Here is a 20,614-nt window from a genome sequence, read left to right as displayed (position 1 = left end):
GCTGCGCACGTGGTGACCGCTCAGCGGCTCCGCGGCTGACACGACACGACGACAGCACCTACGAGTCTCCCGCCCGGTCGGCGAGGACGGGAGTGGCTGCGAGGATCGAGGCATGGCGCGTGAGCTCATCGACCTGGCGGACCTCGACGCGGTGCGCGTGTACGTGCTGCCGATGCGCAGCAGGTTCCGAGGCATCGACTACCGCACGGGAGTGCTGCTCAACGGCCCCGCCGGATGGGGCGAGTTCTGCCCGTTCGAGGACTACTCCGACGCCGAGTCCGTGCCGTGGCTCACGGCGGCGCTGGAATCCTGCACCGTCCCCTGGCCCGAGCCGGTCCGCCAGAGCGTGCCGGTGAACTGCACCGTTCCCGCCGTCGACGCAGCGACGGCGCATCGTGTCGTCACCTCGTCGGGCTGTTCGACGGCGAAGGTGAAGGTCGCCGAGCGAGGCCAGACCGCCGCCGACGACGTGGAACGGGTCCGCGCGGTGCGCGACGCGCTCGGTCTCGCCGGTGCAATCCGGGTGGACGCGAACGCCGCGTGGGACGTCGACACCGCAGTGACTCGCATTCGGGAGCTTGCGCGTGCTGCGGGTGAACTCGAGTACGTCGAGCAGCCCTGTCCGACGATCGACGATCTCGCCGAGGTGCGGCGTCGCGTGGACGTCCGGATCGCAGCGGACGAATCGATCCGCCACGCCGACGACCCGCTCCGCGTCGCCGTCGCCGGAGCGGCCGACGTCGCGGTCATCAAGGCCGCACCGCTCGGCGGAGTGCACAAGGCCCTCGAGGTCGCCGAAGCGTCCGGATTGCCGTGCGTGGTGTCGTCGGCGGTGGAGACCAGCGTCGGTCTCGCCGCGCAGCTCGCGCTCGCGGGGACGTTGCCTGAGCTGCCGTTCGCGTGCGGACTCGGCACGACGGCACTGCTCGACGGTGACGTCGTGGCCGATTCCTTCGTTCCCGTCGACGGGCGGTTGTCGGTGCCGCGGCAGGCACCGGCACCGGACCCGACGCTCGTCGCCGCCGCCACGCCCCAGGCGAGGACCCAACGACGCTGGCTCGACCGGCTGCAACGCGTCGACGCTCTCCTACGCGAAGCCGCTGCGTAGGAAGGCGTCCGACAGAAGGTCTTGGTCGGTGGGTCGGGTGGCGGCCCCTCGCTGCGGGATCGCTTTCTCCGGGTCTGGGGAAGAACCGGGAGAAACTGAACGCTAGCTCTTGATCGCAGGTCAGCGGGCTTGCCCGTCCTCGCCTTGCTGCAGGGTGCGGTGCACGGTCGGACGGGAGACGGAGAACAGCTCGGTGAGATCGGTGATCGAGTAGTCGCGGCTGGCGTGCCGACCTGCTGCGCACCACCAATCCCGAAATCGACGTAGAAGCAGCGCTCGCGCCCGCCACGCCGCTCGCCCGACTCGGGCGTCCCGACGACGAACAGGCATAACGAAACCCTTTACACGCCTGCCGCGCTCCGGTGGTGCGGGTCGCGGATCAGTTCGACGGTCACGCCGGTGGTCTTGGGGATCCGGGTCCAGGCGGTGTCGGCGGTCAGTGCGGTGTGGTCGAGACGCTGGGCGAGGGCGAGGCAGGCGCGGTCACCGAGGGAGAGGCCGGCGGTGCGGGTGGCCGGGTAGAGCCGTGCGGCCGCGCGGGCCTCGGCGGAGTCGAAGGCTGCGACGGACACTCCGAGGGCGAGGATGCGCTCGCCGAGCTGGTCGGCGTCCCCGCCGCGTGCGTCGATCTTCTGCAGCACCTCGGACCAGTTCACCGCCGAGATCGTCGTTGACTCGTCGGCGAGAGACTCGGCGACGACGTCGGCTCCGGGTTCGGAGTAGATCCATGCCATCAGCGCGCTGGCGTCGAACACGACGCTCATGCGTTCGGCTCCGTCTCGGCACGCTCGGCCGCGGCCTCGGCACGGCGGTCACGGATCAACTCGTCGGTCACCGAGCCGGTGCCGCTGTCGCTTGCGGTGGCGTCGCGTTGGATCCGGCGCATCAGGTTCGCCTTCGACTCGATGACGACCCGGCCGTCCTCGATGTATTCCACCAGGTCCGTGTCAGTCGTGATGTGCAGCGCGTTGCGGATATCGGCAACCAGTGACACACGACCCTGGGCGTTCATCTTCACGCTTGCGCTTGTCATGACTTCATGCTACGTGACAAGTCAAGCGACCTGTTGTACTGGAGGCTGGGGAAGATCCGTGACGGATTGAACGCTAGCGAGAATCGTTGCTGGCCAGGCCGCAGTGTCGTGAGCTGTTCGCTGTTGCTGCCGAGGACGTAGGTTTGCTCGTGTCCGTCCCCGGAGCCTGCGCAGTAGTTGGAGGAGCCCAGTCATGACCGACGAGCGCGAAACCGCTGCCCAGCCCTAGGAGCCCCCCCCCACGAGAACCTCGTTATCGGTCCGCTAGCCGGGTTGCCCGAGGTCGACTGGACCCGTCCGAACATGCGCGGATGTATGACTACCAACTCGGCGGGCCCGCCAACTTCGCCATCGACCGCGACACGGCCGAACAAGACTGCGCGTGGCCCCTACCGAACGCGACTACTGCCAAGCCAACCGAAGCTTCCTCGGCGGCGCGGTGCAGCACCTGGTCACCGAGGACGGTAATGACCAGTTCCTCGACCTGGGCTCCGGGGTCCCCACGGTCGGCAACGTCCACGAGATCGCCCACCGCCACAACCCCGTCGCCCGGGTGGCCCATGTGGACTGGGAGGTCATCGCCTGCCACCACGCGCGCAACCTGCTCGGCGACAACGAACACCTCACCATCATCGAAGCCGATGTCACCCAGGTCGACGTCGTCCTCGACGCAGCTGCGCGGCTGCTGACCTACGCAGACCGGCCCCCCGCGGGTTCTCACCTCGTGGCTGGCGACGACAGCGTCGACGTGGTCTAGGTCGCTACTCGATGTCGACGATCCCGCAGCCAGCCGCGAGGTGAGGTTCCGCCACCCAACCACCCACGCAGATCAACCCCCGCATGCCTCTACTCGGCGGCGTTTGCGGCGGCGGACGAGGCTGCGCAGCAACACCACTGCCAGGACTCCGGCCACGATCGGGGCGGCTCGCTTGAGCACCGGATACCCGGCGGTGTCGAGCAGGTCGATCGGGTCGGTCGACGGTGCTTCCGGCGCGGGCGCGACCGGCTCCTGATACCTCGGTGGCTGTGGCTCCTGCTGGCCGCTGCCGGAAGTCCCGGTCTCGTCCACGGTGTCGGCGGCGACGACCTCGGTGTGGCCGACCTCGGTGCCTTCCGGCTGCGTCACCCGCCATCCCGGCCTGCCCCCGGTACTCCGCGAGGGATGCCGCGCCGCCGCGGCAGCCTCCTCACCGTCGACGCTGCCGTTGTCGGCGACCCGGTCACTGGCGGTCTTGCCGGACGAGGCGGCACCGGTACTCGCGGCCGCGGCGGCCGTCGGCTCGATCGCCTCGCGGGCACCCGACTGCTCACCGGCGAGGCGGTCCGCGAGACACGAGGCGAACTGGTCCAGGATGCGGCCACCGACCTCCGAGATCAGGCCCCTGCCGAGCTGCGCCGGTTTGCCGGTGACCTTGAGGTCCGTGTCGACCCGCACGGCCGTCGCCTCGCCGTGGTCGGTGAGCGCGGCGGTCACCGTGGCGGCCGCCGTTCCCGCCCCGCGCGCGTCCTTGCCACTGGCGTCGATGACGACCCGGCGCGCCGTCTCGTCGACCTCGGTGAACGATCCGGTTCCCTTGTACTGCAACGAGATCGGGCCGAGCTTGACCTTCACCGAGCCGGCGAACTCGTGGCCCTCGGACTTGGTGAGCTTGGCACCGGGCATGCAGGGCGCCACCCGCTCGGGATCCAGCAACGCCGACCATGCCACGTCGATCGGGACACCGACGCTGAAGTTGTGCTGCATCTGCACTGGTGAGTCCTCCCTGATCCGGGCCGACTGAGAGCACTGTGGACAGCGAGCGGGGCTCTCCCGGAGGAAAGCCCCCACCCGATGTCACACGCCGGAGGCGGCGATCACCGCCCTGCCGGTGAGCACCTCGGCGAGATGCTCGCGGTAGTCCACGTCGGCACTGGCGTCCGCCGTGGGGCTGGTGCCCTCGGTGGCGTGCCGTGCCGCGGACCGCACACTCTCCGAGGTGGGCGACTGCCCCACGAGCGCCTGCTCGACCCCGGTGGCCCGGATCGGCGTCGGGCCCATGTTGGTGAGCGCGATCCGAGCCTCGGCGATCGCCCCGCCGGAGACCCGGATGGCGGCGGCCACGCCGACCATCGACCACGCCTGCGCGACGCGGTTGAACTTCTCGTAGTGGGCACCCCACCCGGTCCACTTCGGAATCCGCACCTCGACGAGGAGTTCCTCGGGGCCGATCGCGGTGGTGAAGTAGTCCTGGAAGAACTCGGCGGCGGGAACACTGCGTCGTCCATCGGCACTCGCGACCACCATCTCGGCGTCCAACGCCAGCGCCGGGGCCAGCGTGTCCCCCGCCGGGTCGGCGTGCGCGATCGAACCACCGAAGGTCCCCCGATGACGGACCTGCGGGTCCGCGACGGTGCGCGTGGCCAACGTGATCAGCGAGGCGTGCTCTTGGACGAGCCGGTCCCGCATGACCTCGTGGTGAGTGGTCATCGCACCGATGACGAGCGAGTCGCCGTCTTCGCGGATGCCGTTCATCTCCCCGATCTTGCCTAGGTCGACGACCAGTTGCGGGTCGGCGAGCCGCATTCGGAGAACCGGCATCAGACTCTGGCCGCCGGCGAGCACTTTCGCATCGTCCCCGGCTTGGCCCAGCGCGGACAATGCTTCTTCCACTGTGGACGGTGCTACGTAGTCGAACGCGGCGGGTATCACCGGGAACCTCCTTGTCCTGTGGCGAATCCGCCACTGCCACCCATCGATCCGAGTCCGCCGCCCGCTTCGGCGGCTTCGGCGCCCGAAGCGCGCCGTCCTTGTGCTGCGCGCCAGACACGTTGCGGCGAGCAGGGCATCTCGACGTCGTTGACACCGAGATGCCGTATCGAGTCGACGACGGCGTTGACCACGGCCGGTGTCGAGGCGATGGTGCCCGCCTCGCCCACTCCCTTGACGCCGAGCGCGTTCGTCGTCGCCTTCGTCTCGGTCAGTCCCGTCTCGTAGCGCGGGAGGTCCGCCGCCGACGGGACCAGGTAATCCGCCAGCGTCGCCGTCGTGAGGGTGCCCTCCGAGTCGTGCACCGCCTCCTCGAACAGCGCCTGCGCGATTCCCTGCGCGAGTCCACCGTGGACCTGTCCTTCCACGATGAGCGGGTTGACCACGGCACCGACGTCGTCGACGCAGACGTACGAACGGACCCGCACTCGTCCCGTCTCGGTGTCCACTTCGGTCGCACACAAGTGAGTGCCGTGCGGGAACGAGAAGTTCTCGGGGTCGAACGTGGCGTCGGCGTCCAGGCTCGGCTCCATCCCGTCCGGCAGATCGTGCGCGGTGAACACCGCCAACGCGCACTCACCGATCCCGACGCCTTTGTCCGTTCCGCGCACGCCGAGTCGGCCCTGTTCGAACTCCAGGTCGTCCTCGGAGCATTCGAGCATGTGCGCGGCGACCTTCTTCGCTTTCTCGATCACTTTGTCCGCGGCCGAGACGACCGCCATACCCCCGACCGCGAGCGAGCGCGAGCCGTAGGTGTCGAGCCCACGCGGCGAACTCTGGGTGTCGCCGTGCACGATCTCGACGTCGTCGAACGGAACGCCCAGGCGGTCGGCGACGATTTGGCTCCACGCCGTCTCGTGGCCCTGACCGTGCGGCGACACCCCGGTGACCACCTCGACCTTGCCGGTGGGCAGCATCCGCACCGAGGCGTGTTCCCAACCGCCCGCGCCGTACGACAGCGAGCCCAGCACCCGGGACGGTGCGAGCCCGCACATCTCGGTGAACGTGGAGACCCCGATGCCCAGCTGCACCGGGTCGTTCATCCGCCGCCGCTCCTCCTGCTCGGCACGCAGAGCCTGATAGCCGAACATCTCCATCGCCTTGTCGGTGGCGGCTTCGTAGTTTCCGCTGTCGTAGGTGAGTCCGGCGACGGTGGTGTACGGGAACTCGTCGTTGTTGATCCAGTTCTTGCGCCGCACCTCCATCGGATCCATCCCGAGCTCGGCGGCGAGCTCGTCCATCATCCGCTCGATCCCGAACGTCGCCTCGGGCCGCCCAGCACCTCGATAGGCGTCGGTGGGGGTCTTGTTCGTGAACACGTTGGTGCACGTGAAGTGGTACGCGGGGATCTTGTAGATCGAGTTGAACATCAGCGCACCCAGGATCGGCACGCCCGGAGTGACCAGCCGCAGATAGGCGCCCATGTCGGCGAGCAGCTCGACCTTGAGCCCGGTGATCGTGCCGTCCCTGGTGGCCGACATCGACAGCTTCTGGATCTGGTCGCGCCCGTGGTGCCCGGAGACCATCGTCTCGGAACGGGTCTCGGTCCACTTCACCGGACGGTTGAGTTTGCGGGCGAGGACGAAGGCGAGAACCTCCTCCGGCGTCACCTGCAACTTGCCGCCGAAGCCACCGCCGACGTCGGGCGCGATGACGCGAATCTTGTGCTCCGGCACGCCCAGCGTCATCGCGAGCATCAGCCGCAGGATGTGCGGCACCTGGGTGGCCGACCACATCGTCGTCTGATCCCCGGTCGGGTCGACGACCACCGAGCGGGGTTCCATGAACGCCGGAATGAGGCGCTGCTGCCGGAAGGTCCGGTCGACGCGAACCTCGGCCGAGGACAGCGCCTGCTCGACGTCCCCGCCGGTTTCCGCCTCGGCCGAGTCGAAGGACCAGGTGGCGCTGCTGTTGGTTCCGAGATCGTCGTGTACCAGCGGCGAGTCGGCGGCGATCGCCTGCTCCATGTCCAGGACGACGGGCAGATCCTCGTAGTCGACGTCGATCATGTCGAGCGCGTCCCGGGCCTCGGCGGCGCTGCGGGCCGCGACGATCGCGACGGCTTCACCGGCGAAGTGCACTGCGTCGACGGCCAGCGGCGGCGCGTTCGGCGCCTTCATGTCCTCGGTGATCGGCCACGCGCAGGGCAGCGAGCCCTGTTCGTCGGCGATGTCGCGGCCCGTGATCACCGCTTGGACACCGGACATGCGGCGGGCTTCCTCGGTGTCGATGGAGGAGATCGTGGCGTGCGCGACCGGGCTGCGCAGAATCGCCAGATGCAGCATCCCCGGCAGCGTCATGTTGTCGGTCCAGTGCGTCCGCCCCGTGATCAGACGAGCGTCCTCCTTGCGCTTGCGCGCGCGACCGAGTTCCGGTTCGAGTGTGGATGTCATGCCTACTGACCTCCTGCCACGTGTGTCCTGGTGCTGGTCTCCTGGGCTTGCTCCATCGGCGGACCGGCACCGGGCTGCATGCGCTGGGCGGCGTCCTGCACGGCGTTGACGATGTTCTGGTAACCGGTGCAGCGGCACAAGTTTCCTTCGAGGCCCTCGCGAACCTGCTCGTCGTCGGGCTCGGGATTGTCGGCAAGCAGGTCGAGCGCCTGCATGATCATCCCGGGCGTGCAGAACCCGCACTGCAAGGCATGGTTGTCGTGGAAGGCTTCCTGCATCGGATGCAATTGTCCGTCGCGGGCGAGACCTTCGACGGTGGTGACGTCGTGGCCGTCGGCCTGGACTGCGAGCACGGAGCACGATTTCACGCTGTGCCCGTCCATGTGGACGGTGCAGGCTCCGCAGTTACTGGTGTCGCAACCGACGACGGTTCCGACCTTGCCCAGCTGCTCGCGAAGGTATTGCACGAGCAGCGTGCGCGGCTGGACGTCGTCGGTGTAGGACGAGCCGTCGACGTTGACGGTGATGCGCGGCATGGTGCCCTCCTCGGGCCGGACACGGCGAGACGATCAGGGACAGGCTGAGCCAGGTGACTGTCGTCACATATCCAGCAGCGTCCTACGCGCACGCCGAACCAGCAAGCGCACGAAAGATCCACAGCGAGCGACAACCCGCACACCCTCCGCGATCACACGCCGGGTGTGAGACAGATCACCACCAAGCTCCGAGGCGAACGGCACTTTCGCCCCACCAGACGAGGCGAAAGTGCCGTTCGCTCCATCGGCGAGTTCGGTGCGAACGGCACGCTCGCCTCGTCTCACGAGGCGAAAGTGCCGTTCGCCTCGTGGTCAGCTGCCGTGGATCGGGCCGGAGGTGGCGGTGAGCGGAGTGCCGTGGCCACCCCACCGCTGGGCGATGAGCTCCGCCGCGATGGACACCGCGGTCTCTTCCGGTGTGCGAGCGCCGAGGTCGAGACCGACCGGTGACGCGAGACGGTCGAGCTCCCCGTCGTCCAGACCGTCCTCGCGGAGACGTTTGATCCGGTCGTCGTGGGTCCGTCGGGAGCCCATGGCACCGACGTACGCGAGTCGCTCGCGGAGCGCGACGCTGAGCACGGGCACGTCGAACTTCGGGTCGTGGGTGAGGACGAGGACCGCGGTGCGGCCGTCGAGCCGCCCGGCGTCGCGTTCGGCGGTGAGGTAGCGGTGCGGCCAGTCGACGACGACGTCGTCGACCTCAGGGAAGCGACTCCGCGTGGCGAAGACGGGTCGTGCGTCGCAGACGGTGACTCGGTAGCCGAGAAAACCGCCCATCCGCGCCATCGCGGCGGCGAAGTCGATGGCGCCGAACACGAGCATGCGGGGCGCGGGTTCGAAGGAGTTGACGAACACCCGGAGTCCTTCGCCGCGCCGTTGCCCTTCGGGCCCGTACTCCAGAACACCGGTTCGTCCCGCGGCGAGCATCCCCCGGGCGTCGTCGACGACGGCGTCCCGGACGCGTTCGGACCCGAACGCGCCGCGCGCCTCGCCGACGTCGTCCGGCCAGATCACGAGATGCGAGCCGACGTTGTCGGCGTCGGGGTGCTCGACGATCGTGGCGACGGCGACGGGCTCGTCGGCTCGCACGGAGTCGGCGACCCGGTCGAGATCGGGAAAGCCCGCCGCGTCGACGCGTTCGACGAACACGTCGAGAATGCCGCCGCAGGTGAGTCCGACCGCGAAGGCGTCGTCGTCGCTGACGCCGTAACGCTGCATCCGGGCACCGTCGCCCTCGAGCACGGCGGTCGCTTCGTCGTAGACGGCACCTTCGACGCAGCCACCGGAAACGCTGCCGACGGCCTCACCGGTCTCCGTCACGAGCATCGCCGCCCCGGCGGGCCGAGGGGCGGAATGGAAGGTGGCGACCACTGTCCCGATCCCGACCGCTTCGCCCGCTCGCCACCGCTGGATCACCTGCTCGAAGACGTCACGCACTGCGCACCTCCGATCGCGCGGGACTCGACCCGGCGAGGTCGAGCACTGTTCGCCACACCTCGCGCAGAGCCTCGAGGCTGTGTCCGGCGACGAACCGGTCGACCCACGGCAGGGCCTCGCGGATGCCGGACTGCACGGGTCGGTAGTCGTCGTTGCCCGCATGCGGGTTGGCCCACACTACGGCGTGCGCCAGACGATGCAGCCGATGCATCTGCTCGCCGAGCAGCGTCGGGTCGCCGCGTTCCCAACCGTCGGAGAACAGCACGACGACGGCGCGACGCGCGAGTCCGCGTTGGCCCCACCGGTCCAGGAACGCGCGCAGAGTCTCACCCAGCCTGGTACCGCCGGAGAAGTCGGGCACGACGCGAGAAGCCGCGGCCAGCGCCCTGTCGGCGTCACGTTGCCGCAGCTGCCTGCTGACGCGGGTCATGCGCGTGCCGAGCGTGACGACCTCCGTGCTCGCGGGGGCGCGGCGCGCCACGACGTGGGCGAACCGCAGCAGCGCGTCGGCATACGGCTCCATCGAGCCGGACACGTCGACGAGCAGCACGACACGACGGGCTCGGGTGGCGTGGGACCGTTTCGGCAGCCGCACCGGTTCCCCACCGGAGGCGACGAGTGCGCGCAGCGTCGCTCGCGGATCCAGGGTGCCGCGCGGTGCCGGGCGTTGCCGCAGGCCACGACGTCGCGGAGGGCGCACGTCGAGCTCCGCGAGCAGGTGGCGAAGGTGTTCGCGTTCGGCCGCACCGAGATCGGCGAGGTCGCGGCGCCGGAGCACCTCGGCTTCGCTGGCGGCGACGGAAAGCTCCTCGGCATCACCGGTCTCGCGCTCCCCGTCGGTATCGGCGAGCAGCGCAGTGCGGGAGCGACGTCGCGTGGGCTCACGACGCGGAGGGCGTGCGGAGGGGCCGTCGCCCGGGGCCACGAACCACGAGTCGAAGGCGGCGTCGTAGAGGGGCAGGTCCTCCGGGTCGGCGCAGAGCGTGAGCCTGCCCGCCCAGTAGAGCTGCGCCCGGTCGGCGAGGTCGAGCTGCTCGGTCGCGGTCAGGAACGCCTGCACCCGGCCGGGCCCGCAATGCATGCCCGAGTTTCGCAGGGCTCGGGCGAACCCCACCAGTCCGCGCAGCGTGTGGTCCACACCTCCATTGTGCACGTTCGCACCGCTCAGAAACTGCCCTTGGTCTGCGGTGGTGGTCGCGTACCGCCGTCGACAAGTTCCCAGATGCCCTTTCAGATGTCGAGGGCGCCGGCAGCGTGCACCCGGTCGGCGTCCTCGCGGTACTTCAGGACGGCGCCGAGCGTCCTCGCCGCGAGGTCGACGTCCCACGTGCCTTCGCCGAGGGCCAGCAACGCCTGAGCCCAGTCGATGGCCTCGGCGACGCCGGGGGGCTTGAGCAGCGGCAGCTCCCGCATTCGGCGCACCGCGGCGGCGACCTGCCGCGCCAGCCGCTCGTCGAGGCCGGGCAGTCTGCGTCGCAGGATCGCGACCTCCCGGTCGAGGTCGGGATGTTCGAGCCAGTGGTACAGGCAGCGCCGTTTCAGCGCGTCGTGCACCTCGCGGGTGCGGTTGGAGGTGAGCACGACGATCGGCGGCACCTCGGCGCGCACCCGCCCGAATTCGGGGATGCTGACGCTGTACTCGGAGAGCACTTCGAGCAGGAACGCCTCGAACTCGTCGTCGGCACGGTCGATCTCGTCGACGAGAAGCACGCACGGTGCTTCCTGAAGGGCGCGCAGCAGTGGTCGCGCGAGCAGGAATCTGCCGGTGTACAGGGAGGATTCGACGGCTTCGGTGTCGAGGGCGGTCTCGGCGGTGGCTTCGACCGTGCGCAGGTGCAGTAGCTGGCGCGGAAAGTCCCAGTCGTAGAGCGCCTGCGCCGCGTCGATCCCCTCGTGGCACTGCAGACGGATCAGGTCGACGTCGAGAGCCGAGGCGAGAGCCTGGGCCAGCGCGGTCTTGCCCGTACCCGGTTCCCCCTCGCACAACAGCGGCCGATGCATGCTCAGCGCGAGGAACGCGGCGGTGGCGATGCCGGGATCGGGCAGGTAGCCGGTCCCGTCGAGCGCCTTCGCCAACTCGTCCGGGGACTGCACCTCGTACGCGGCCATACGCCGAGCCTAAGTGACGTGTCATCCCTCCCGCCGCTTCGCGCTCGCGTGCGATCTCCACGATGCGAGAGTCCACACTGTCCACAGTCGAGAGATCTGGGTGCGTGCCGACCCAGCTGGGATCGCGCGCGGCTTCGGCCCGCTCACCACATTCCGGCGGCCCACCGGCGTGGCATGATCGCGGCGCATCCACGCAGACCCCGAGCGAGGCGCCATGAGCAGGTTCAGCGGATTCCCGGCCCACATCGAGCACCACGTCGGCAGGGTCCGTGGCGCCGACAGCCGGGACGCGACCGGCCCCGACGGCACCCGGGATCGCGGCTACCACCTGGTCCACTGCGACCACCACGACGGCAGCCACGTCTCGATGCTCACCAGCGGGCTGCGCGACCACCTCGCCGGAGCGCCCCTGCCTCAGGAACTCGTCTGCACCGCCCACGCCGACCAGGCACTCCACGCCCGCCACCTCGTCGCCGTGGTGGCCGAACTACTCGTCGGCAGCCGCAGCCGGATCGGCTACGGGGCACTCGTCGTCAACGACCGAACGCTGCTGCCCGACACCGAGATCGCCGGGGCGCTCGCCGGGCCGCACCCGTACCTCGCGGACACCTTCGACATCGTGCCGTACGCCGGCGAACCGGCACTGCAACTCATCACGCTCATTCCGGTCACCCGGCCGGAGTCGCAACTCGTCGCCCGCGCGGGCAGCGACGCGCTCTACGACCAATGGGAACACCACGACGTCGACCTCACCGACCTCTACCGCCGGTCCTGAACCCCGACCCGGCAGCGGGTCGAATCCGGGCCGCGACCCGGGTCTTCCCCGAGTTCGCCGAACGCCGGAACGCGCAGGCTGGAAGCATGTCGGACTACAGCACACCACTCAACACCAGCCAGAACACACCGGCCCGCACGTTCCGCCGGAGCCGCACCGACCGGATGCTCGGCGGCGTGTGCGGCGGAGCCGCCCAGCTCCTCGGCATCGACGCCGCCCTCGTCCGCATCCTGCTCGTCGTCGCGACGCTGCTCGGATTCGGCACCGGCGTGCTCGTCTACCTAGCCTGCTGGCTTCTCGTCCCCGAGGCGGACTGAGGAATTGGGCGGAAGTGTGCTCGGTGGGTCGGGTAGCGGAACGTCAGCGGCTCCGCCGTCAACCAGGTCACCCCGCGCCTCCGAAAAGATCACAGCCCGGGGGCCTCGCGGAGGAACACGTCGAGCACACCGTCGGCCAGGCGCACCGGTCCCTGCTGCTCGTTCTCTCCCGGCACGGTTTCGATCTGCCCTGCCCGTTGCGCGAACTCGGCAGACTCGGCGAACTTCGCCTGCGCACCCGGCTCGTTGCCCTCGGCCCTGGCCTGCAAGCCGTCGACCGTGGCGAGCAGCGCCGCTCCCCACAGGTCCGTCGCCTGCAACCACGGCTCCGAATCGGCGGTGAAGTCGCGGTCCGCACCGGCGCGGATCGCTTCCGGCGCGTCGGCGATCGCCCGCGCGTACCCGCGCAACCCCTCCAGGGCCGCCGCACGGTCGCCACCCGACCACTGCGCCCGGAACTCGTCGATCCGTCGCTGCAGTTCCGGTGCCGGTCCCTGCCACGGCGAGCCGTTCGCCACCGGGGAGAAGTAGTTGAGGTCGAAGAACACCAGCAACGCATCGACCGTCGCCGGGTCGGCCTCGAAACCCGCGCGCTCGGCGGAGAAACGGTCACCGGCGAGGTACTCCGCGGCCGCACGCCACGCGCGCTGCGGGTCGTAGTCCGCAGAGTTCCACGAGAAGTCCGCCAACCCGGTCTCGGCGACCTTGCTCGCCGCGGCCTGGTTCATCGGGTTCGACACGGCCCCGCTGAGGTGCTCGTGCAGGCCCTGCTCGCGCTTCGCGTACGGGCCGACGAGCAGCCTGCCCTCCGAGGCCGGGAAGTCGTTGACCGGGTAGTTGTCCCACAAGAACAACTCGCGGCCCCACACCTGCCCGGCCTGCTGGGCGTCCTCGATCGTCACCGACTCCGGGATCACCCCGTCGCCGGTCCACATCGTCACCACGTCCGGGTGCAACTGCTCGCGCAACGCCGACTTGTACGGCGAGTCCTCCATATCCGAGTACTCCGTCGGCACGAACTGCAACGGGGCGGTGTCCGGATGCGTCTCGACGAACTCGGTCTGCACCGTGTTCAACAGATCCACCTGCGCCTGCCCGGCCGACGCCTGCGACGGCTCGCCGTAGCGCTGCGCGTCCTGCGCACAGTTCCACTGGGTGTAGGTGATGTCGTCCAGCGCGATGGAGAAGTCCCGCACGCCCGCGTCGTAGACGGCCTGCATCTTGCCCTGCAGCGCCGCGACGTCGGCCGGATCGCTGTAGCAGATCGACGTGCCCGGCGAGATCGCGAAGGTGAACTTGACGAAGTTCGCCGCGGCCGCGCCGATCAACTCCTGCAACTCGCCGAACTCGGCGGGCGGGTACGGCTCGCGCCACAGTTCGCGGTGATACGGGTCGTCCTTGGGCGCGTAGATGTAGGTGTTCAGTTTCATGTCGCCGTAGAAGGCGAGCTGGTCGAGCCGCTCCTGCTGGGTCCACGGGCTGCCGTAGAAGCCCTCGACCGTGCCCCGCAGCGGCATCGACGGCCGGTCCACCACCCCGGCACCGGCGATACGCCCCTCCGAGGTGAGTTGCCGTAGGGTCTGCACCCCGTAATGGACGCCGGCGGGGTCGGCCGCGCCGATGGTGATCAGCTGCTGCTCGCCACCCTGCACGGCGAGCGTGTAGCTCTCCGGTTCGGTCGAGGCCAGCGGGAATCCGAGGTCCTGCAGTTCCTTCGCCGAGGTCGCACCGGCCCGGTCCCCGATCCGCACCGACAGGGTCGCGTCCTCGACGCGCGCACCCGGTGCGCGGACGATCACCTCGGCGGCGCCCGCCTCCTCCAGCAGCCGGGACGCGAGGTCGACGGTCTGCGGGGCGACCATCGGGTCGATGACGAGCTCGACCTTGTCGCGTACCGCGACGTCGTCGCCGATGCGGTTCATCGCCAGCGGCTGCGGCGTCACCTGCGGCAACGGGCCCTGTTCTCCCTCGGGCAGCTGCGGGCGGGGGCTGGTCGTGGTGGTGGGCGACGCGCCGCCACCCTCGGGCTCGCCGCCTCCCGTGCACCCCGCGGCGACCAGTGCGACGCCGACGAGGGCGGCGATCATCGCGCGTGGTGCCCGCCCGCTCCGTGCTGACGACAAGGCCGTCCTCCTCACCTGGACTTCGAGCCACCGTTTCCCCACAGCAGAGCAAAGTCAAACACGCCGTGCCCCTGCGTGGAGGCCCCCACCCCGCCGTGACCGCACACGACCGTCGCAGCCCTGTGGACAACTCCCTCCCCCTGTGGACAGAGGGGTGGCAAATTCGCGCGAATTTGCCACCCGGCCGGGCACGACGAAAGGCCGCCCCCGCGAACGGGGACGGCCCTTCGGTGATGGTGCTCTCAGGGAGCAGGGCTCACATCATGCCGCCCATGCCACCCATGCCGCCCATGTCGGCGCCAGCGTCACCGCCGCCGCCGGACTTCTCCGGCTTGTCGGCGACGACCGCCTCGGTGGTGAGGAACAGGCCCGCGATGGACGCCGCGTTCTGCAGCGCCGAGCGGGTCACCTTCGCCGGGTCGAGCACGCCCGCGGCGAGCAGGTCCTCGTACTCACCGGTCGCGGCGTTGAGGCCGTGGCCGGTGGTCAGGCCCTTGACCTTCTCCGCGACGACGCCGCCCTCGAGGCCGGCGTTGATGGCGATCTGCTTGAGCGGCGCCTCGACCGCGAGCCGGACGCTGTTGGCGCCCGTCGCCTCGTCGCCCTCGAGCTTGAGACCGTCGAACGCGGCCACCGCAGCGTGCAGCAGGGACACGCCACCACCGGCGACGATGCCCTCCTCGACGGCGGCCTTGGCGTTGCGCACCGCGTCCTCGATGCGGTGCTTGCGCTCCTTGAGCTCGACCTCGGTCGCCGCACCCGCCTTGATGACGGCCACGCCGCCGGCCAGCTTGGCCAGGCGCTCCTGCAGCTTCTCGCGGTCGTAGTCGGAGTCCGAACGCTCGATCTCGGCGCGGATCTCGTTGACCCGGCCGCCGATCTGCTCGTCGTCACCGGCACCCTCGACGATCGTCGTCTCGTCCTTGGTGACGACGACCTTGCGGGCGCGGCCCAGCAGGCTCAGGTCGGCGCTGTCCAGCTTGAGGCCGACCTCCTCGCTGATGACCTGGCCACCGGTGAGGATGGCCATGTCCTGCAGCATCGCCTTACGACGGTCACCGAAGCCGGGCGCCTTGACGGCGGCCGACTTGAAGGTGCCGCGGATCTTGTTGACCACCAGGGTCGACAGGGCCTCGCCCTCGACGTCCTCTGCGATGATCAGCAGCGGCTTGTTCGCCTGCATGACCTGCTCGAGCAGCGGGAGCAGGTCCTTGACGCTGGAGACCTTGGAGCTCAGCAGCAGGATGTAGGGATCCTCGAGGACGGCCTCCATGCGCTCCGTGTCGGTCGCGAAGTACATGGAGATGAGGCCCTTGTCGAAGCGCATGCCCTCGGTGAGCTCGAGTTCGAGCCCGAAGGTGTTGCTCTCCTCGACGGTGATGACGCCTTCCTTGCCGACCTTGTCCATCGACTCGGCGATGAGGTCGCCGATCTGGCGGTCACCGGCGGAGATCCCCGCGGTGGCGGCGATCTGCTCCTTGGTCTCGATTTCCTTGGCGCTCTTGAGCAGCTGCTCGGCGATCGCCTCGGTCGCCTTCTCGATGCCCCGCTTCAGGGCGATCGGGCTGGCACCGGCCGCGACGTTGCGCAGCCCCTCGCGCACCAGCGCCTGAGCGAGCACCGTGGCGGTCGTGGTGCCGTCACCGGCGACGTCGTCGGTCTTCTTCGCGACCTCCTTGACGAGCTCGGCCCCGATCTTCTCCCACGGGTCGTCGAGCTCGATCTCCTTCGCGATGGAGACGCCGTCGTTGGTGATGGTCGGCGCGCCCCACTTCTTCTCGAGCACGACGTTGCGGCCCTTCGGGCCCAGCGTCACCTTGACGGCGTCGGCGAGGGTGTTCATGCCGCGCTCAAGGCCGCGGCGGGCTTCCTCGTCGAACGCGATCATCTTGGCCATTGCGGTGTGGTCCTCCACCTGTCGGGCGCCGAGGGGGTGGAATGCACACCCACGGCAGGACTCGTGTGGCCAGGCGGTGCCCGCGACGGACGACCGCCCGGCGACGCCGTCGTGTGGCGCCGACGGGAACGGCCTCACCGTCCCGACCATTTGGCACTCAACCTCGCTGAGTGCCAATACCGTGTCTAGCACTCCGGGTCGGCGAGTGCAAGCTGATCACCCGACCGGGGTCACCCGCCGCCGACCGTCGGCACCACCGTCGGGACCTGCCCGAACTCCGAGGTCTCGTACGACGACGACGGCTCCGGACTCGACGAGCCCGACCCGCCGGAGGTGGCCATCACGATGAAGATCACGACGAGAACGAGGACCGCCCCCACGACCATGAGCGGCACCACCCACCTCGCGTTCCCGGACGAACGCCTCGCCAGCGGCGCTGCCGACTGCGCGGGCATCGGCGGGCGCAGCCGCACCGGGTCCTGTCCGGGAGGCGGCAAGGGGCGGGACTGCCGGTAAGCCGGGGCGTAGCCCTGCGGCGGGCCGGGCTGGGGCCCCGGAGGCCGGTACCCCGCCGCCTGCGGCGGTGGCGCCTGCGGCTGCGGGACGTACTGCGGCGGCGTCCGGTGTTGCGGCGCGGAAGGGCCTGTCGGGCGCGCGGGCGGTGGCACCTCCGGCCGCGCCACCGCCGACAGTGCGGTGCGCGCGGCGGCCAGCAGCTCCTTGCACGTCCCGTACCGCCGGTCGGCCTGCTTGGCCATCCCCCTTCGCAGCACGTCGTCGATGCTGCTCGGCAGCACCACCTGCGAGGTCACGGCGGGCGGCTCGGTGTTCAGATGCCCCTGAATGACTTGCTGGACGTCCCCCTGGAACGGCGGTCGGCCGGTCAGGCAGGCGAAGAGCATGCATGCGAGGGCGTAGAGGTCGGTGCGGCCGTCGACCGGCTCGCCCCGCAGATGTTCCGGCGCGGCGTAGGTGGGCGACCCGAGGAAATCGCCCGAGCTCGTGCGATGCCCAGTCGCGCCGCGCCTGGTGAGCCCGAAATCCGCGAGGTACACGTGCTCGGCCGCAGCCTCCCTGTCGGTCACCAGCACGTTCGCGGGCTTGAGATCGAGATGCACGAGACCCTGCTCGTGCAAGGTGTCGAGCGCCCCGGCGATCTGGTCGAGCAGCTCCAGCGCGCGCTGCGGCGCGATCGCCCCGTCCGAGATCCGGTGCGCGAGATCGGATCCCTCGACCAGCCGCATCGCGATGTAGAGCATGCCGTCGATCTCACCGAAGTCGTAGAGCGGGACGACGTTGGCGTGGTCGATGGCCGCGGTGTTGCGGGCCTCGTCGACGAACCGCTCGCGGAACTCGGTGTCACCGGTGATGTGTTCACCCATGACCTTGAGCGCGACCTTGCGGCCGAGCCGGACGTCGGTCGCGCGGTACAGCACGCTCATGCCGCCCTTGCCCAGCGCTTCGTCGATCTTGTACTGGCCGAGGCGGCGCCCGGTGAGGTCTTCCGACACGCCAGAAGCCTATCCGGCGCGCCGGTTCGCCGTACGGGGGTTGCGCGGACGAGACGAGCAACGGCCCGATTTCCCGTCGAGCGCGGAAAATCGGGCCGTCGTGCGTCGGGTCAGACCTTGCGGACGCCGTCAGCCTGAGTGCGGCCGTCCCGCCCCGCCGTCACCTCGTATTCCACGCGGTCACCTTCGGCCAGGGTGCGGAAACCAGACATGTCGATCGCGGAGTAGTGGACGAACACATCGGACCCACCGTCCGTGGCGATGAATCCGTAGCCCTTCTCCGAGTTGAACCATTTGACCGTGCCAGCTGCCACGGCGTCCTCCTCAAGAAAGTGGTACCCGGCGCGCACGCCGATCGAGCAACGACACGCTACCCGAGGAATCACCGGATCTCGGGCCTCAATGCTGGTCAAGTTTCCGGAAATCGCTGGGCCGAACGGGTATTTTCCCACCACGGTGCGTGAACGTCGCACGTCGGGAATGTGCTGCCACAGCACCGAGAACGGGCGGTTCACGAACGCACGCCGGGCCCATGTGCGCGCAGCCACGAGAGAAGTGAGCGCGGATCGCGCGTCTGCGTCCACACTCGACCCGGCCCGGCGAAGTCGAACACGAGGCCCTCCCCGCTCTTCATCGACTGCGGCGCGCCCTGATGGACCTGCCGCAACCGACTCTGCATCGCGTCCGAGTAGGCGACGACGTGACCGGTGTCGACCGTGACGAACTCGCCCGGCTGCAACGTCACCACGTCGAGCGCGCCGTAGCAGCTCACCACCGTCGGTCCCTGCCCGGACAGGTGGGTGAGGAACCCTCCCGCACCGCCGAAGAGGTTCCGGAACCCGGACCACTGGCTGTCCTGCTGCACGGTGCTCGCGGACGCCAGCCAGTTGCTCCGGGTCGCGCACCAGCCGGTCCGACCGTCGAGTTCGAGGACGGACAGATCCCCCGGCAGGCTCGGGGCGACGTCGACCCAGCCCCCGGCCTGCGGCGCGGTGTAGGTGGACTGGTTCACCGACTCGCCGCCTAACGCCGCGCGGGCGCGGGAGGTGAACGTCCCGCCGTGCGCCCTGGCCTCGACAGCGACTCCGTAGCTCGTCGCCAGCATCGCTCCGGATTCCACCAGGACCGACTCGGCCGGCGCGAGCACGAGCCGGGCGACCCCGTACGACGGGGTGTGGCGGGTGCGGACCTGCACGATCCCTCCTCACGATCCTGTGGGCCCGGGCGATGCGCCCGCGAAGCGGAGTCTGCCACGTGCGGGATCGCCGTCGGCGCGGTTCCGGCGGGACGCCGCGCTCCGGGGCGACACGGCGGGCCGTCATGGTCGATCATCGGAGTGTGTCGAACTCACCCGCTCCGATGCTCTCCGTCGACGAGCACCGCGCGACCGTCGCCGCGTTGCTCCCCTCCACCCCCGTCGAGCGACGCCCGCTCGCCGAGTGCCTCGGGCTCGCGCTCGCCGAAGATCTGCCCGCGGCGATTCCGCTGCCGCCGTTCCACAACTCCGCGATGGACGGCTACGCGGTGCGTGTCGAGGACCTCGCGGGCGCGGGAGCAGACAGCCCCGTCGCGCTGCCCGTTGCCGAGGACGTCCCCGCCGGTCGCGTCGACAATCCGCCGCTGCGCCCCGGTACGGCACACCGGATCATGACCGGCGCGCAGATGCCACCCGGTGCGGACGGCGTGGTGCCGGTCGAACTCACCGACGGCGGCGTCGAGCAGGTACACATCCAGCGCGAACCCTCGCCGGGAGCGAACGTGCGCCGCGCCGGGGACGACGTCGCGAGGGGGACGGTCGTACTCACCCACGGCACGACGCTGGGTGCCTCACAGATCGGCGTCGCCGCCGCGGTCGGCGCCGCGGAGCTGGCGGTCCACCGGCCGCCACGGGTGCTGGTGCTCTCGACGGGCTCGGAACTCGTCGCGCCTGGCGTCCCGTTGCAGCCGGGACAGATCTACGAGTCGAACGGGGCGATGCTCGCCGCCGCCGTGCGCCAGGCCGGGGCCGAGGCGCGGCTGCTGCGGTTCGTGCCCGACGACGTGGCCGAGTTCCAGGCCGAGCTCGAACCACATCTGGCCGATACCGATCTCGTGCTCACCTCGGGCGGTGTCAGCGCAGGCGCCTACGAGGTGGTCAAGGACGCTTTCGAGGGTCAGGGTGTGGAGTTCCGGAAGGTCGCGGTGCAGCCGGGGATGCCGCAGGGCGCGGGCTCGTACCGCAACGTCGCCGTGGTGACGCTTCCCGGGAATCCGGTGAGTTCGATGGTCTCGTTCGAGGTATTCGTGCGGTCCGCGCTGCGGGCCTGTGGCGGTCACCGGGTGCGTGAGCGGGTCCGGGTGCGGGCGACGACCACGGAGGCGGCCGACTCGCCGGAGGGCAAACGGCAGTTCCGCCGAGGCCGGTTCGCCCCGGACTCCGGTTCGGTGTCGTGGGCGGGCGGAGCCGGTTCGCACCTGCTGGCGGCGATGGCCACGGCCGATTGCCTCGTCGACCTCCCGGCGGCCACGACCCGCGTCGAGCCCGGCGACTCCGTCACCGCCCTCCTCCTCGACTGAGCCGGGTGGCAAATTCGCGCGAATTTGCCACCTCGCCATCCACAGGGGTGCGGGGTTGTCCACAGGCTTGGGA

The 20,614-nt window shown here is 69.9% G+C and carries 20 protein-coding genes; 5 read left to right on the top strand and 15 right to left on the bottom strand.

All coding sequences use genetic code 11. From position 1 onward, the window contains the following. Window positions 1–112: 112 nt before the first annotated feature. Complete coding sequence (locus GIY23_RS02310) at window positions 113–1,108, top strand: o-succinylbenzoate synthase (protein WP_154075152.1); 996 nt, start codon at window positions 113–115, stop codon at window positions 1,106–1,108. Between the two features lie 120 nt (window positions 1,109–1,228). Here GIY23_RS02310 and GIY23_RS22755 read toward each other — a convergent pair whose 3' ends face one another. The 3 genes from GIY23_RS22755 to GIY23_RS02295 are packed head-to-tail and all read right to left on the bottom strand — an operon-like array spanning window position 1,229 to window position 2,141. Next, the gene (locus tag GIY23_RS22755; RefSeq protein ID WP_222850219.1) at window positions 1,229–1,438 is read right to left on the bottom strand and encodes a hypothetical protein; all 210 of its coding nucleotides are present in this window, start codon (window positions 1,436–1,438) and stop codon (window positions 1,229–1,231) included. Window positions 1,439–1,449: 11 nt separating this feature from the next. After that, entirely contained in the window at window positions 1,450–1,872 is a 423-nt protein-coding gene (locus GIY23_RS02300) for a type II toxin-antitoxin system VapC family toxin (protein ID WP_154075151.1), read from the bottom strand. Next, complete coding sequence (locus GIY23_RS02295) at window positions 1,869–2,141, bottom strand: AbrB/MazE/SpoVT family DNA-binding domain-containing protein (RefSeq protein WP_154075150.1); 273 nt, start codon at window positions 2,139–2,141, stop codon at window positions 1,869–1,871. The genes GIY23_RS02300 and GIY23_RS02295 overlap by 4 nt, the downstream gene beginning before the upstream one ends. Window positions 2,142–2,517: 376 nt before the next feature. Here GIY23_RS02295 and GIY23_RS02290 point away from each other — a divergent pair, with 376 nt between their 5' ends. Then, window positions 2,518–2,898: an SAM-dependent methyltransferase gene (locus tag GIY23_RS02290; RefSeq protein WP_228717671.1), complete on the top strand. Its 381-nt coding sequence runs from the start codon at window positions 2,518–2,520 to the stop codon at window positions 2,896–2,898. A gap of 72 nt (window positions 2,899–2,970) precedes the next feature. Here the strand turns inward: GIY23_RS02290 and GIY23_RS02285 are convergent, their stop codons facing one another. The 7 genes from GIY23_RS02285 to GIY23_RS02255 all read right to left on the bottom strand — a co-directional run bounded on the left by GIY23_RS02285 (window position 2,971) and on the right by GIY23_RS02255 (window position 11,362). Beyond that, complete coding sequence (locus GIY23_RS02285) at window positions 2,971–3,885, bottom strand: SRPBCC family protein (RefSeq protein WP_323847499.1); 915 nt, start codon at window positions 3,883–3,885, stop codon at window positions 2,971–2,973. 90 nt (window positions 3,886–3,975) lie between these two features. Then, on the bottom strand, window positions 3,976–4,830 hold the full coding sequence (locus tag GIY23_RS02280; RefSeq protein ID WP_154075148.1) for an FAD binding domain-containing protein: 855 nt from the start codon (window positions 4,828–4,830) through the stop codon (window positions 3,976–3,978). Next, the gene (locus tag GIY23_RS02275; RefSeq protein ID WP_154075147.1) at window positions 4,827–7,280 is read right to left on the bottom strand and encodes a xanthine dehydrogenase family protein molybdopterin-binding subunit; all 2,454 of its coding nucleotides are present in this window, start codon (window positions 7,278–7,280) and stop codon (window positions 4,827–4,829) included. Before GIY23_RS02275 ends, GIY23_RS02280 begins: the two co-directional genes overlap by 4 nt. A gap of 2 nt (window positions 7,281–7,282) precedes the next feature. Next, on the bottom strand, window positions 7,283–7,816 hold the full coding sequence (locus GIY23_RS02270; RefSeq protein WP_154075146.1) for a (2Fe-2S)-binding protein: 534 nt from the start codon (window positions 7,814–7,816) through the stop codon (window positions 7,283–7,285). A 312-nt stretch (window positions 7,817–8,128) separates the two neighbouring features. Continuing rightward, window positions 8,129–9,253, bottom strand: a complete 1,125-nt coding sequence (locus GIY23_RS02265) for an XdhC family protein (RefSeq protein ID WP_154075145.1) — start codon at window positions 9,251–9,253, stop codon at window positions 8,129–8,131. Continuing rightward, window positions 9,246–10,391 (bottom strand): vWA domain-containing protein, encoded by a 1,146-nt coding sequence (locus GIY23_RS02260; protein ID WP_154075144.1) that lies wholly within the window; start codon window positions 10,389–10,391, stop codon window positions 9,246–9,248. The genes GIY23_RS02265 and GIY23_RS02260 overlap by 8 nt, the downstream gene beginning before the upstream one ends. Window positions 10,392–10,483: 92 nt before the next feature. Then, the gene (locus GIY23_RS02255; RefSeq protein ID WP_154075143.1) at window positions 10,484–11,362 is read right to left on the bottom strand and encodes an AAA family ATPase; all 879 of its coding nucleotides are present in this window, start codon (window positions 11,360–11,362) and stop codon (window positions 10,484–10,486) included. 214 nt (window positions 11,363–11,576) lie between these two features. Here GIY23_RS02255 and GIY23_RS02250 point away from each other — a divergent pair, with 214 nt between their 5' ends. Both GIY23_RS02250 and GIY23_RS02245 read left to right on the top strand, forming a co-directional pair. Continuing rightward, window positions 11,577–12,137, top strand: a complete 561-nt coding sequence (locus tag GIY23_RS02250; protein ID WP_154075142.1) for a suppressor of fused domain protein — start codon at window positions 11,577–11,579, stop codon at window positions 12,135–12,137. 86 nt (window positions 12,138–12,223) lie between these two features. After that, window positions 12,224–12,454 carry a PspC domain-containing protein gene (locus tag GIY23_RS02245; RefSeq protein ID WP_154075141.1) on the top strand — a complete coding sequence of 77 codons (231 nt, stop codon included), beginning with the start codon at window positions 12,224–12,226 and terminating at the stop codon, window positions 12,452–12,454. Window positions 12,455–12,543: 89 nt separating this feature from the next. Here GIY23_RS02245 and GIY23_RS02240 read toward each other — a convergent pair whose 3' ends face one another. From GIY23_RS02240 to GIY23_RS02220, 5 genes are all read right to left on the bottom strand, one after another. Further along, window positions 12,544–14,577 carry a beta-N-acetylhexosaminidase family protein gene (locus tag GIY23_RS02240; RefSeq protein WP_228717503.1) on the bottom strand — a complete coding sequence of 678 codons (2,034 nt, stop codon included), beginning with the start codon at window positions 14,575–14,577 and terminating at the stop codon, window positions 12,544–12,546. A 256-nt stretch (window positions 14,578–14,833) separates the two neighbouring features. Continuing rightward, window positions 14,834–16,474, bottom strand: a complete 1,641-nt coding sequence (groL, locus tag GIY23_RS02235; protein ID WP_154075140.1) for a chaperonin GroEL — start codon at window positions 16,472–16,474, stop codon at window positions 14,834–14,836. A 230-nt stretch (window positions 16,475–16,704) separates the two neighbouring features. Next, complete coding sequence (locus GIY23_RS02230; RefSeq protein ID WP_154075139.1) at window positions 16,705–17,985, bottom strand: serine/threonine-protein kinase; 1,281 nt, start codon at window positions 17,983–17,985, stop codon at window positions 16,705–16,707. Between the two features lie 110 nt (window positions 17,986–18,095). After that, window positions 18,096–18,299 carry a cold-shock protein gene (locus GIY23_RS02225; protein ID WP_154078549.1) on the bottom strand — a complete coding sequence of 68 codons (204 nt, stop codon included), beginning with the start codon at window positions 18,297–18,299 and terminating at the stop codon, window positions 18,096–18,098. Window positions 18,300–18,496: 197 nt separating this feature from the next. Then, a complete protein-coding gene (locus GIY23_RS02220) occupies window positions 18,497–19,180 on the bottom strand; it encodes a TIGR00266 family protein (RefSeq protein WP_154075138.1) in 684 nt (227 codons plus the stop codon). 125 nt (window positions 19,181–19,305) lie between these two features. On the opposite strand from GIY23_RS02220, the gene moeA reads away from it, so the two are divergent. Continuing rightward, window positions 19,306–20,541: a molybdopterin molybdotransferase MoeA gene (moeA, locus tag GIY23_RS02215; protein WP_154078548.1), complete on the top strand. Its 1,236-nt coding sequence runs from the start codon at window positions 19,306–19,308 to the stop codon at window positions 20,539–20,541. The last annotated feature ends 73 nt before the right edge of the window (window positions 20,542–20,614 follow it).

Source organism: Allosaccharopolyspora coralli, from assembly GCF_009664835.1.
Lineage (GTDB): Bacteria > Actinomycetota > Actinomycetes > Mycobacteriales > Pseudonocardiaceae > Allosaccharopolyspora > Allosaccharopolyspora coralli.
The sequence above is the reverse complement of the archived record's forward strand: the minus strand, read 5'-3'. Positions and strand labels throughout refer to the sequence as shown.